The following is a 13,220-nucleotide window of genomic DNA, read 5'->3' as shown; positions in this document are numbered from 1 at the left end:
CGTTTCGAAAGGGGCGACTCATCCCGGCCGCTCCGTCAAGGTACCGCGCAGGAAGCTCCGACGATCAATCGGGGTCGTCGGTGGTTCGCGCCGGCGGACCGCCTCCTCGCTGTCGGCCGGCAGCATCAGCTCGGCAAGAGCGGCGTCAGCCGTTGCTCGCGCCGATGCCATGTCCGCAAATTGGAACATTGGCGAGAACAGCGAGCAGCTAGCGATGCGGCCCATTTGCACCTCGCTGAGGGTAAATTCGATATCACCGGCTGGAAAGCGAATACGCACGGTCGCGCCCGACCTATCCCCAGCGGCGCTCGCCGGCATCACCACGTTCATGAACCAAGGAGTGACCATGATGCCGACAAACGTTCCCTCGAAGCGACGGAAACCAATGGCCTCAACATCGAGGGCCTCGTTGTAGATTGGCAAATCGCGCATCGCGCGCTCGCCGATCTGGCGATACATTCCTGCCAATAGCTCGCCCCATGTCACCGCGTCGGCGTCGCTGGGAGAGCTTGGCGCGCTGGCAGTCATGTTTCGATCGCCATGAACTTCGATTTCGGGGCGTCGCAGTTGGGGCATCGCCACTCCTCCGGCAGAAGTGAGAACGGTGTGCCGGGTGCGATCTGCGCCACCGCATCACCATCGGCCGGATCATAGACGGTCCAACAGATGCCGCATTCAAGCCGCGCAGCCTCAGTGACGTCTTGGCGCACGCCAAAGTTCTCAAAGGCGCTCATTTGAAATATGCCTCAATGATTTCTTGGAGCCGTTCGGCGGAATCCTCGAAATCTTCGTCTGCAGCAAGCGCAACCGTGGGTACCCCGCCAACTTCCAGCGTGTCGAGGATGATGGTGTCCATGGCGTTGAAAAACTGCACCGACCAGACATTGCGAATGCCAGTCGACAGCACCCGACAGGTGCCATAGCCGCGCGAGACAAGCTGGATCGGCCCGTTCCGAATAGTCTCCTGCAAAAAGCTCATATCCACCGGGCTCATCGGCAACAGAGTGAAATTGATGATCTGCGAGCGGATGCCAGGACGCCAGGCTAGCGCCCGCTCGCGGATCTCGGCGAGCACCGGTAGGACGTTCATGGCGCCTTCAGGGGCCTGTCCGATTTCGAAATCGGCGGCTGTCAGATCGGCTGCTGCGCGTCTGACGATCTCGGGAACAGCGCCTACTTCAATATATTCGGAAGCCGCGTCAGTTTCGATCCTGACACGCCAGATCCCTGCGAGCACCGATTCTTGAATCTGCGCCAGCGATCCGTCCGGCAGCGCTACGACGCCGCCGACCTCCCCCTCGCCGAGAACATCGGCGACGAGCTTGCTTTCGAGATCGTTGAGATTGCCGAGCCGGAACAGTTGCGAGGGTGCGTCCGCCCTTTGACCTGCAATGGCCTCCGCGATGTTGGAGAGCAGCGTGACGGCTTTGGGGCAGTTCTTAGCGAGCTCGACACTGTCTAATGTTGCGAGTCTTGCGAGTGCGCCGGCCGCCGTCAGGCTGCCACTTGAGGCATTGAGACTCTCTTCTCCGATAGGGAACACGCTGACGGGTTGCTCGGCGCCTTCCGGCGCATCCCAGAATCCGACCTTCATAGCTCGACACCTTTTGCGCGATGCTGGGGAACAATGGTAACGGCAATGGCTGCGCTTTGCCCGCGCGGGCGGTCGATCAGCTTAGTGATGCGGTCGACATAGACTGACCAATCCTGGATCTTGGCGATCAGCCCCAGCGTCTCGCCCTTGGCCACGAAGATAAGGGTCGGCTGCACTCGCACCCCGAAACGTTCGCCAAGCGCCTCTTCGGCATGGGGTGCAATGATCGCGGCGCGCAGGCGGCCTCCGAACGCCGTAACCAGCTCAGGCAGCACTACGGCGACATCAATGGCCTCCGGAAAACGGTTGGGATTACCCGCCGATAGCAGCACGGCGACAGCACCGGCTTGGTCGGCATGTTTAAGAAAATGATCGACGGTCGCGACATCGACCTCATTGAGGCCATGCCGACTGAGATCATGCCGTCCTACCTGGAATTCCATTTGACCTCCCAAAACAGACTTATCTTTCTGATCGGGATAGTGTTAGCAAGCTGCGTGCCAGGGACAGTCAGGATTTATGTAGTTGAATTCACTGATCTATTTTCAACGCCATCAAGCCGAGTGGATGCGAATGATAAGCTACTTTCCACTACAAACGAAAGCCTTCTTTCCAGACTAGAAACTTGTCTTCCGGCGAGCACCTCGGCCAGCGGCTGAGGTCAGCCGGCCAAGTCATTCTAGGATGACAACCCGCTTAATCAGTCAGGAGGTGCGCAGGCAATTGCGGTTCGCGGTCGATCAGATCGGCGAAGAAGCAGTCGAAATCGTTGCCGTCGAGCGCTGCACCGAGACCGTCGATGGCAGCCGCAATCAGGCACGCTTCTTCTTTCTCAAGTAGGCGGATCGCCGTGTCGATGTAGACCAGCACGTGGGCACCGGCCGGAGGATGCGAGAGCAGAAGCACGGAGACGCGGCGTTGCTCGCCGCGAAACTCGCACAAAGCCGAAATTCCATCGGTCTCGACGATAGTCATCGGCAGTCCAAGGCACATCCGTCTTCTCCGGCACGCTCCGGCGGTCAGGCCGGCCGCATCTCGTAACTCGCATGGTCGATGTCGTTGGCGAGCAGGCGCTCGGAGTCTGCCAACGGCGTATCGCGCAGCTTCACCTCGATGCCCCACTCGGCCAGAACTTTGCAGGCAAGCTCGATGGCCGGTGCGATCTGATCGCGTACGGACGCCGTCAATGGACCTCCCCAGTCTTCGAGATCGAGCGGTTGGCAGCCGATCAGGACGAGGTGCTTCGGGCAGCGGCCGAGCAGGTCGGCTGCGCTGATCACCTCCTGGAAGCCGGTTTGATGCAGACTCATCTTCTTCGCGCCGGTGAAGCGTGGCACCTCGTCGCCGCGCACGAGCTTCAGCTTGCCTGGCGGCAGACCATAATCGATGGCATCGAACACGAGCAAGCGATCAGCGTCCTCCAGATAGTTGACGAGATAGAGCCCCTGCGTTCCGCCATCGAGAATCGTGACATTATCAGGCACGGCGTAGCGGCGGTGGAAGTCCTCCACCGCGCGCACGCCAAAGCCTTCATCGGCCCACAGGATGTTGCCGATGCCGAGCACCAAGATGTGGTCGTCGTTTGGGGCGTTCAACATCGAGATCGTTCCAGTTTCAGTCACGGAATTGCCGTTCGCCCGAGATCATCGAGGAGATGATACTCTGGCGTGACATGATGTCCTCGCGGATCGCAGCGTAGATGTGTACCATCACGAACACGACCAGCGCCCACATGCCCAGATGATGCCAGGTGTGAACGTCCTGGCTGTTCGGCCAGATCGAGAACACCCAGCCGAACAGTTTGTGCTGCCAGCTATCGATGCCTTCTCCTTCCGAATAGAGCGCAAAGCCGGTCACGATCATGAAGGTCACGAACAACGTGAAGCCCGTGAACATCGCGGTCTGCGCCAGCGGGTTGTGCCCGACATACATCTTCGGCTGACGTTCCAGGAAGGCGTACCAGCGGATCTCGTGCCAGACTTCCTTCCAGAATTGCCGGCGATGCACCGGCAGATAGAAGATCTGCCGGGAATGGTGGTTGCCGGTGAAGGCCCACAGGATACGCGCGAGGAAGAACACCGCGAGCACCTGCCCCGCCGCGAAATGGGCGAAGCGCATATAGCCCATCACGAAGTTGGCCGACGCCTCCCCCTCGACCGCCGGCAGCGGCGTCCCGATCAGAAACCCGGTGACCATCAGGATGATGATCGAGAACGCGTTCACCCAATGGCAGATGCGCACCGGCGCTTCGTAGACATAGACGGTGGGCCGGCCCACCGCATGCTCGCCAGCAGCATCGGCCGCGATCGCCGTCAGGTCCGGCTCGCTTTCCACCGGGGGAGCAATTGCATCCATCATGGCCGCCTCCTACCTGACCTTGACCTTGGCGAGTTCCTGGCCGTCCGGGCTCATGACGTGCGTCGAACAGGCAAGGCACGGATCGAAGGAATGGATCGTGCGCAGGATCTCGAGCGGCTGCTCGGGATTAACCATCGGCGTGTTCATGAGCGAGGCTTCGAACGCGCCGATGTTGCCTTGCGGATCGCGCGGCGAGCCGTTCCAGGTCGTCGGTACCACGCACTGGTAGTTGTCGATCTTGGTTTCCTTGATCTTGATCCAGTGCGCGAGCGCGCCGCGCGGGGCCTCGGTGAAGCCAAAGCCCTTGGCTTCCTTCGGCCAGCTCTCCGGTTTCCACTTGTCGACATTCGCGGTCGAGCTGTCGCCGGCTTTGATATTGGCAACGAGCTTGTCCTGGAAATAGCGCATCTGGCGTCCGGCCCAAACAGATTCGAGCGCGCGCGCCGCGGTGCGGCCGAGCGTCGAGAACAGCGCCGACATTGGTAGATCGAGATCCTTCAGGAATTTGTCGACGGGATCCTTGAACTCCGCCTTGTTCTGCGCATAGCCGACGACCCAGCGCGCGAGCGGGCCGACCTCCATGGCATGTCCCTTCCAGCGCGGCGCCTTGATCCAAGAATATTTGCCGCCTTCGTCGAGCTGTTCGATCGCGGTCTTGGTACCCTTTGCATTGGGTCCGAGTTCGTAGTTCGGCTCCGTGATGCCATCCCAAGGATGAAGGCCCTTGGTTTCGTCGGGATACTTGTACCAGGAGTGGACCACGAACTCCTGGATCTCGTCGGGATTGGCGTGATCGACCGGAAGCACCTCGGAGAGATTGCCGTTGATGATGGCGCCTCGTGGCAGCTTCAGGTTCTTGGCTGAATAGTCGTTGGCATGTTCTGGCACGTCGCCATAGGCGAGCACGTTCTGACCCGAAATGCCTCCACCATAGAGCCAGTCCTTGTAGAACGAACCGATCGCGGCCACGTCAGGCAGGTAGACCATTTCGTTGAATTCCATGATGCGGTCGATGATCGAGGAGATCAGGTTCAACCGCTCCATGTTGATGGCACCGACAGCACCTGTCCCATCTACGTTGATCGGACAGGGCACGCCGCCGACGAGCCAGTTTGGATGCGGATTCTTGCCGCCGAAGATGGTGTGGATCTTGACGATCTCCTTCTGGAAATCGAGCGCCTCCAGATAATGCGCGACCGCCATCAGATTGGCCTCGGGCGGCAATCTGTAGGCTTTGCTGCCCCAATAGCCGTTCTTGAACGGACCGAGCTGTCCGGACTCGACGAACTTCTTGAGCCGGGTCTGCAGATCCTTGAAGTATCCCGGCGAGGACAGCGGCCAGCTCGAGATCGACTGGGCTAGCGTTGATGTCGCGCGCGGATCGGCCGAGAGTGCGGAGACGACGTCGACCCAATCGAGCGCATGCAGGTGATAGAAATGGACGACGTGGTCGTGCACCTGAAGTGCGAGCTGCATCAGGTTGCGAATCGAGTTTGCGTTTTCGGGGATGGTGATCCCAAGCGCGTTCTCGACCGCGCGCACCGAGGTCAGCGCGTGCGTGCCGGTGCAGACGCCGCAGATCCGCTCGGTAAATGCCCACGCATCGCGCGGGTCGCGGTTCTTCAGGATCACCTCGATCCCGCGCCACATCGTGCCGGTCGATACGGCATTGCGGATCACGTTGTCGGCGTCGACATTGACCTCGACCCGCATGTGTCCCTCGATGCGGGTCACGGGATCGACGACGATGCGTTTGCCGGAATTGTCGAGATTGAAGCCGTTGGGAGTCTGGATACCCATGATCGTTTCTACCCTAATGTGTCTTTTGATCAGCTGTTGTGGCCGGCGTCTTCGCGCTTGCTGGCAAGCCGCTTTACCGCAGTGACGGCGGCGTGCGCGGCCACCGCCGCACCCACGGCGCCCGCTGCCGCCATGCCGATCTGATCGGCGTTTTTCTCGATGCCGAACTGCTTGATGTTGGTGAGGCGATCGTAGAACGAGCCCTTGTCCCAAAAGCCGTCCTCTGAGCAGCCGATGCAGCCGTGTCCCGATTGGATGGGGAATGAGACCCCCCCGTTCCAGCGCACGGTTGAGCAGGCGTTATAGGTCGTTGGCCCCTTGCAGCCCATCTTGTAGAGGCAGTAGCCTTTGCGCGCCGCCTCATCGTCCCACTCCTCGACAAACTGGCCGGCGTCGAAATGCGGGCGCCGGTAACACTTGTCGTGGATGCGCTGCGAGTAGAACATCTTAGGCCGGCCCTGGCGGTCGAGCTCGGGCAGCTTGCCGAAGGTGGTGATGAAGGTGACGACGCCGGTCATCACTTCGGCGATCGGGGGGCATCCCGGCACCTTGATGATCGGCTTGTTGGTGATGACCTTGTCGATCGGTGTGGCCTGGGTCGGATTGGGCTTTGCCGCCTGTACGCAGCCCCAGGACGCGCAAGCGCCCCAAGCGATGATCGCCATCGCGTCCTCGGCCATCATCTTCAGCTTTTCGACGAATGGTTTGCCGCCGTCGATACAGAACATGCCGCCCTCGTTGAGCGGCGGATTACCTTCAACGGCCAGAATGTACTGACCTTTATGCTTGGCACGGGTCTCCTCGAGGATCGCTTCCGCCTGATGGCCCGCGGCCGCCATGATCGTGTCATCGTAGTCTAGCGAGATCATCGACAGCACCGCATCCTTCACCAGGGGATGCGCGGAGCGGATGAAGCTCTCGGAGCAGCAGGTGCATTCGAGACCGTGCATCCAGATCACGGGCACACGCGGCTTGGTCTCGAGCGCATTGGCGATGCGGCTCGCCGCCAGCGGGCCGAGGCCGAGGCTCGTCGCGGTCAGGCTGCAGAACTTGTGAAAGCTTCGACGCGTGATGCCTTGCCGCCTGATCACGCTGTAAAATGTTTCCGTCGCCGTGCCCATAAATCCTCCCGCCGTCAGCTTTGGCTTTCAATGACGCTTAGGGACAGCAAGAAGCAGGCCAACTGCGTGGCGCAAAATGAAATTAGAGGAATGTCAAAAGGTTGCGAGATCTGAATTGTGCAAGACGCGAAGATCGAGCGGCACTGCACGAAAGAAGCGGAAACAATTCGATTTGCAGGCGGTAACGAGGTTTACGCCGCCGAGCCCGTTTCAATGCGCAGTGCACACCATGCAAGGATCGAACGAGCGCACGACATGCTGAACCGCAACGGAACGTGCGCCAGCCTCGCCCACATCGGTGCCGACCAGCGCCTGTTCCAGAGGGCCTGCCACGCCGAGGGAATCGCGCGGTGAAAAATTCCAGGTGGTCGGCGCGATGATCTGGTAGCGCTCGATCTTTCCACCGCGCACCGCCACCCAATGCCCGAGGCTGCCGCGCGCGGCCTCGACGAGACCGACATATGCCCCGTCGGGCATCTCCTGCGAGGGAGCACAGAACGGTTCCGAAAGTCGTAGCGCGCGGGTCCACTGCTCCATCGCAAGTGCGATGCGCGCAGTCTCGATCAGCCGGGCGATCACACGGTTGCGGACATTGGTGCCGCTTGGGGCGACGAGATCGGCTATCAGCGCTTGCCCGGCCACGGTCTGGCGCGCAATCGCCCCGACCTCGACCGGCTGGCCCGAAAGCCGCGGCGCCTTGCACCAGCTATAGGCGCCTGCCTTGTCGGGATCAGGTACGGTGTTGCTGTGCGCAGGATCGGAGGAGCAATCCCGCATCCATGCATGGGAAACGTCCTCGCTGATCTGACTCAGCGGCAACGGCTCCACAACCATGTCTGGACCAACAATGCCGCGCGGGAACAGTCCGCAATCGGCGCCTTGATAGGCGCCATAGCTCATCAACACGCCCGGTCCCTTGCCGAGCTCACTGAGCGCGAGGCTGTCGGCAAGCCTGAGGAAATGAGCGAAATCACCGCTGCGCCCCGCGCGCCAGCGGTCGAGCTCGTCTGCGGTCGAGAGCGACAGCATGTTCTCTAGAGTATCGGCGAACACTGTACGTTCAAGGAACGTGCGAAATGAGGTCACGATCGACAACAGCCGTACGCGCTCGCCGAGTTCGATCGCGCGCGTCGCGCCGCCCGGCTGGAAGGCAAGGCTGTGTGGCCATTTGCCAGCAATGATTCCCATAGTCTCGAGCAGCCGCGCCCGCGCCGGCAGCGCATCGCGCGCCGCACTGCCGCGGGTGGCCGCAAAGCGCTCGCGAGTCTCCTGGTACCAATCCTGCGAAGCGTAGGCTTCACGGGCGAAGTCAGGCATGAAGAAGATGTAGAAATGCGTAAGATGATCGGCGGCATTCTCTGCCGCGTGCGCGATATTAGTGGCGAGCAGACCGTTCGGCGCCGCCTCGGTTCCCATCGCATGGCGAAGCGCGGCAGCGGCGGCGACCGACTGCGAGACCGAGCAGATGCCGCAGATGCGCGGCGCCAACACCAGCGCATCAAGCGGTGGCCGCCCCTCCAGAATTTGCTCGAACCCGCGATAGAGCGGCGCCGTCACTTCGGCGCGCTGGACCCGGCCGCTTTCGACGTCGAGGCGGACTTCGAGATCGCCCTCGACGCGGTTGAACGGGCCGATCGTAATCCTCGTCATGGCGTGCGCTTGGCCGTGGTGCGGCCGGGCGGCACCACCACATGATCAGCGGTCGCATTCAGCCTCACGCGCCGCGGAGTCGCCGATTTCGACAACGCCGCGAGCGCGACGAACCAGGCTTTTGGCATGTCGGTCGGCAAGCCGACTGGGATGCCGGCAAGCTTGGCGGTCTCCAGGAAATTCTGCGCGTCTTCGAAGCCAGGTGACGTGCAGGCGATGCAGGCATAACCGCCCTTCGTGCAGGAACCGCCGCCGTTCCAGGAGCGCTGGTTGCAATCGCCGACAGCCTGAGTCGCCTTGCAGCCGAGATGCTCCATGAGGCAGCCGCGCTCGGACATGGTTTCGGCGCTGGCCTTGAACTCATAGAACTCGTTGCGGGAGCAGCCGTGATGAGCAAGATGGTTGGCAACGAATTTCGGTCGGCCATAGGTGTCGAGGTCAGTCGCTGACAAGTCCTTGGACGTCAGTGCCAAAATGGTTTCCATCATCCAGCCCGGATGCGGCGCACAGCCAGCCACATTGATCACCGGCAAGCCGAGCCGGGAGCGGAAGCCTGCGCCGAGCGCGCCGCCAGCATCGGCGCCCTCGAATTGCAGCCCGACCGCGTCGGTTGGATTGGCGCCGGCGGCTGGCACCCCGCCATAGGCGGCACAGCTTCCGACCGCAACGACATAGTCCGCCCGCGGCGCGAGATCTAGCATCCAGTGGTAGATCGAGCGGCCCGTGCCCGCGAGCATGTTGAAGCGGCCGCTATCGTTCGGGCCGCGGGCAACGGAGCCTTCGAGGAGCAGTAGGTCGAGCGGCACCCTGCCCTCGCGCACGGAGTTGAGCACCTCGGCCGCTTCCTCGCCTGTCTCCTCGCTGACCGAGGGATGCCACAGCAGGTTGATGCCGAACTGCCTCAGTTCGTCGAACCAGCCGGAAGAGCCGCTTTCGAGGATCGACATGGTGCAACCGCCGCAGCTCGCGCCTTGCAGCCAGAGCAGGTTGGTCATTCCGTTCGATTGGCTCATCACTTGCCCTCCAGCTCCACCAGCTTCGGCCGACCCGGCTCGAATGGCAAGCCCTCGGCGCGAAGGAACTCAGTCATGATCGCCCGGCGCGCCTTCATGTTTAAGGTGCCTCTGGCGGATCCGGTGCGTGATGATCCAAATTAGACCGACGGCAAATGGTACGAACAATGCTGTCGCGAGTGACGGCTCGACATGCAAGCCGCCGTCATGTGCGCCCTTAGCGAGGTAGCCGAACAGGCTGACGACGTAATAGCCGATCGCCGCCACGGAGAGGCCTTCGACGGTGCTCTGCAGGCGCAATTGCAGCTTGGTGCGCTCGTTCATTGAGCGCAGCAGGTCACGATTCTGCTCCTCCAGTTCCACGTCCACCCGCGTGCGCAGGAGATCGGCGGCGCGCGCTAGCTTGATCGATAAGTTGGCCTGGCGGTCCTCCATCGCGGCGCAGGTGCGCATCGCCGGCGCCATCCGCCGGGCAAGGAAGGACGACCAGGTCGGTCGCCCTCCGATCTCGCTTCCTTCGATCACGCCAAGGCGGGCCTGCACGATGTCGTAATAAGCCCGGCTCGCGCCGAAGCGGAACAGGCTACCCGCTGCGCCGCGCTCCAATGAGGCGGCCAATGCGGTCAGCTCCGTGAGGAGGTGATTGTTGAGCTTGAGGTCCTCGGCGCCCTGCATCTCCTGGAGCACTTCGACCAGCCGCCGCCCAATGTGATCGACCGAGGGCGCGAGCTCGAGCGCGGCCGGCAGGCCGAGCAGCGCCAGCGTGCGATAGGTCTCGATCTCCAGCACGCGCTGCACAAGAGCGCCAAGCCGGCCCGGCGACAGGCCGTCGTTGCAGATGAGAATGCGGACAAAGCCCTGCGCATCCGCACGAAAGTCGGAAGCGACGACCGCAGGGCCGCTGCGGACTGTCGCCATTGCGAGGCTGCTCTTATCAAACAGCTCCTCAGCGCGCGCGACGGCCGCTTCGGTCTGCTCCACCTCGAGCCTCACCGCCACAAGCAGCTGTCCCGTTTGCGGCAGTGCCCGGATCAATGCGGTAAGTTCGTCACCGATGGGAGCGAACGCCAGCGCGGATGCCTCATTACTCCAGATCCAGGTGAAAGTCGTGAATTCGGAATGCTGTTCCCAGCGTAGCGAAACTGCTCCGATTGACACCTGGTGGTGCTTAGCCGACACCTCGGGTGCCGCCAAGCCCTGCGCGGTGCAAAAGCCTACAAAGGCCTGCCGGTCGGCGGCCGCCGCTTCTCCCTGGCCCAAAAAAGCAAATCGCAGCACTGCGAGAGGCGCGGAGAGCCGCGTGAACGGACGCGCATGCACCTCACCCAACACTGCACCGCGTTGCGGGTGCAACGCGAATCCGGCCAGATCCAGACCATGCTCCATCGACGATCCCTAGGATACCGGTTTGCCCACGCGAGGGTGCCGGCTTGTCCGTTGACTAGCGCAGGTCTCTGGCACTTGCGCAATGGTAGTCGCAGGCGTCTCGCATTGCGAGCCAGACTACGCCGCGACGACGTTGGCCATGAAACGGTCAAGCTCCGCGCGCAGGCGGTGGCTCGCCTCGGTTAGTCCGCGCGCTGATTGCAGCACGGCGGAAGCCGCCGAGCCGGTCTCGCTTGCTTCGCGATTGACCTGCTCGAGATTGGATGACACCTGCGCGGTGCCAGAGGCCGCCTGCTGCGCGCTCTGTGCGATCGCCTGTGTCGTCGCGGTCTGCTGGTCGACGGCGGACGCGATCGAACCCGAGATGGCGGAGATATCGCCAATGATGCCGGCGATCGACTTGATCGCGGCAATCGAATCTCCGGTCGCTTGCTGCATACCTTCGACGTGAGAGCCGATCTCCTCCGTCGCACGGGCGGTTTGGCTTGCAAGCGACTTCACCTCGGCTGCGACGACGGCAAAGCCGCGGCCCGCCTCTCCGGCGCGGGCTGCCTCAATGGTGGCATTGAGCGCGAGCAGATTGGTCTGCTCTGCGACCGCTGTAATCAGCTTCACGACATCACCAATCCGGTGCGAGGCTTGCGCGAGCGTCGCGATGCGGGCGTCCGTGCTCTTGGCCTGGGCTACCGCATTACCGGAGATCGCATTCGAGTTGCGGACCTGGGTGCGAATATCATTGATCGACAGCGACAGCTCCTCGGCCGCCGAGGCGACCAAACCAATGCTGCTCGACGATTCTCGCGCGGCGCCGACCACCGCGTTGGTCAGGCCCCCTGTCGCCTCCGCATTGCGTGACAGCGTTGATGCTGCTGCTTCGAGTTGCTGAGCAGAACCCGAAATGCCGTTGACGATGTCACCCACCGCGGCCTCAAAGCCGCCAGCGAATTTAGCGAGCTCAGCGCGCCGCAGCTCGGCCGCCGACCTGTTACGCTCTTCGATCTCCGCAGCTTCGCGTTCGGCGCGCTCAATGGCTTGCCGCTTGAAGCTCTCGACCGCGCCAGCCATCTTGCCGACCTCGTCGTGCCGACCGAGCCCCGGCAGCACGATCTCATAGCGGCCGTTTGCCAGCTCGATCATCGAGCTGCACATCGCGATGACAGGTTTTGCGATACCGCGTCCGATCGCAAAGGAGAGCACGAGGCCAATTGCAATCGAGGCGAGCGCAAGGGCAACCACTACCGATTGACCGTGGATGATTTGCACCGCGGTCTTTTTCTCGGCATCAGCCTGCTCCGCCAAAGCCACTCGCTTCAGAGAGGCGGCCGCCCCGGATAGTCCGTGACGCAGCTTCCACATGTCCGCCATCAAACGATCGATCTCTTGGCCTGCGGCCTCCACTCGGGCGAACCCATCTCGGTAAGACGCGACGAGCTCGTCGAGCGCCTGTCCGCCGACGTCCGGCGAGCGACGCTCTCGCACGATCGCACCTTTAAACCCTTCTATTCTCTGTAAGACGTCCCTCGCGAGGACTTCATCGTGGAGCTTCAATTCTGTCGTTACGAGGCGATCGATCGTATCGAAACGCTCAATGATATTTTCTGCTTGAGCGCCCGGCGCCTTCACCTGATCGAGCGCGGTCCGGATGACGTGCGCCTGTCCGCCCATCGTGGCTGCCGAGCGATCGATCCCGGCGCGCAGCGCCAACACTTTGTTGAAGGAATCGGTATAGGCGCGGTAGGCTTCGAACAGTTCCTTTATCGACTGCTGCCAGCTGAGAGTTGCAGTCTCGGTTTTGGCTGCCGTGATCGTTCGCTCGAGCAAGCGTCGCGCCTCTTCCGCGGCAGCTTCCGCCTCCTTTATGCCCGTCAGGGCGTAATAGCGCGCGTTGCTCTGGTATGCCGAGAGCGAGCTGTCGATTTCGCGCGCATAATCCGATTCCGACATGCTGATACGATAAACGTCGAAGCCGTCGAGGATCGCCTCATAGCCAAACCAGGCGCCCGCCATGGTGCCCGCCGACAGCAGCAGAACGATAGCAAATCCCATCATGATTTTCAGGCGAATTGACAGGTTGGCGATGACTGGCTCGCTTTTCGGCAAGCTCATGGCCGCTGCATTCATCCGGCCCTGTGTCTGGAAGACGCCTGCCCGGCGCGATGCGCCGCCGCGCCGAATGAAGCTCAAATCCATATCGCAAATACCCGGTTCGCTGGAGCTGGAAATGAGCAAACGATGTGCCGTCTCTCCTAATCATCGGTAAATTGCAGCGAGCTGCCGCGCAGCAAGTGTCGTGCGCCG

13 protein-coding genes are annotated in these 13,220 nt (G+C 61.9%); all 13 read right to left on the bottom strand.

Going from position 1 to position 13,220, the window contains the following annotated elements; all coding sequences use genetic code 11:
- Positions 1–18: 18 nt before the first annotated feature.
- The 13 genes from hybE to L6637_RS26450 all read right to left on the bottom strand — a co-directional run bounded on the left by hybE (position 19) and on the right by L6637_RS26450 (position 13,028).
- A complete protein-coding gene (gene hybE, locus L6637_RS26510; RefSeq protein WP_128929520.1) occupies positions 19–528 on the bottom strand; it encodes a [NiFe]-hydrogenase assembly chaperone HybE in 510 nt (169 codons plus the stop codon).
- On the bottom strand, positions 525–734 hold the full coding sequence (locus L6637_RS26505) for a rubredoxin (protein WP_128929519.1): 210 nt from the start codon (positions 732–734) through the stop codon (positions 525–527). The genes hybE and L6637_RS26505 overlap by 4 nt, the downstream gene beginning before the upstream one ends.
- Entirely contained in the window at positions 731–1,594 is an 864-nt protein-coding gene (locus tag L6637_RS26500) for a hydrogenase expression/formation protein (protein ID WP_128955164.1), read from the bottom strand. Before L6637_RS26500 ends, L6637_RS26505 begins: the two co-directional genes overlap by 4 nt.
- Positions 1,591–2,037, bottom strand: a complete 447-nt coding sequence (locus L6637_RS26495; protein WP_128929517.1) for a thioredoxin domain-containing protein — start codon at positions 2,035–2,037, stop codon at positions 1,591–1,593. The genes L6637_RS26500 and L6637_RS26495 overlap by 4 nt, the downstream gene beginning before the upstream one ends.
- 253 nt (positions 2,038–2,290) lie before the next feature.
- Complete coding sequence (locus L6637_RS26490) at positions 2,291–2,587, bottom strand: HypC/HybG/HupF family hydrogenase formation chaperone (RefSeq protein ID WP_128929516.1); 297 nt, start codon at positions 2,585–2,587, stop codon at positions 2,291–2,293.
- A 26-nt stretch (positions 2,588–2,613) separates the two neighbouring features.
- A complete protein-coding gene (locus L6637_RS26485; protein ID WP_128955163.1) occupies positions 2,614–3,192 on the bottom strand; it encodes a HyaD/HybD family hydrogenase maturation endopeptidase in 579 nt (192 codons plus the stop codon).
- A 16-nt stretch (positions 3,193–3,208) separates the two neighbouring features.
- The gene (cybH, locus tag L6637_RS26480) at positions 3,209–3,952 is read right to left on the bottom strand and encodes a Ni/Fe-hydrogenase, b-type cytochrome subunit (RefSeq protein WP_128929514.1); all 744 of its coding nucleotides are present in this window, start codon (positions 3,950–3,952) and stop codon (positions 3,209–3,211) included.
- 9 nt (positions 3,953–3,961) lie between these two features.
- A complete protein-coding gene (locus L6637_RS26475; RefSeq protein WP_128929513.1) occupies positions 3,962–5,752 on the bottom strand; it encodes a nickel-dependent hydrogenase large subunit in 1,791 nt (596 codons plus the stop codon).
- Between the two features lie 29 nt (positions 5,753–5,781).
- Entirely contained in the window at positions 5,782–6,873 is a 1,092-nt protein-coding gene (locus L6637_RS26470; RefSeq protein ID WP_128929512.1) for a hydrogenase small subunit, read from the bottom strand.
- Between the two features lie 210 nt (positions 6,874–7,083).
- A complete protein-coding gene (locus tag L6637_RS26465) occupies positions 7,084–8,523 on the bottom strand; it encodes a nickel-dependent hydrogenase large subunit (RefSeq protein ID WP_128929511.1) in 1,440 nt (479 codons plus the stop codon).
- Positions 8,520–9,536: an NADH-quinone oxidoreductase subunit B family protein gene (locus L6637_RS26460; protein WP_128929510.1), complete on the bottom strand. Its 1,017-nt coding sequence runs from the start codon at positions 9,534–9,536 to the stop codon at positions 8,520–8,522. The genes L6637_RS26465 and L6637_RS26460 overlap by 4 nt, the downstream gene beginning before the upstream one ends.
- A 69-nt stretch (positions 9,537–9,605) precedes the next feature.
- Complete coding sequence (locus L6637_RS26455; RefSeq protein WP_128929509.1) at positions 9,606–10,922, bottom strand: DUF3422 domain-containing protein; 1,317 nt, start codon at positions 10,920–10,922, stop codon at positions 9,606–9,608.
- Between the two features lie 117 nt (positions 10,923–11,039).
- Positions 11,040–13,028, bottom strand: a complete 1,989-nt coding sequence (locus L6637_RS26450; RefSeq protein ID WP_164939083.1) for a methyl-accepting chemotaxis protein — start codon at positions 13,026–13,028, stop codon at positions 11,040–11,042.
- Between the last annotated feature and the right edge of the window lie 192 nt (positions 13,029–13,220).

The sequence above is a fragment of the Bradyrhizobium zhengyangense genome, from assembly GCF_022012435.1.
Classification (GTDB): Bacteria; Pseudomonadota; Alphaproteobacteria; order Rhizobiales; family Xanthobacteraceae; genus Bradyrhizobium; species Bradyrhizobium zhengyangense.
The sequence above is the reverse complement of the archived record's forward strand: the minus strand, read 5'-3'. Positions and strand labels throughout refer to the sequence as shown.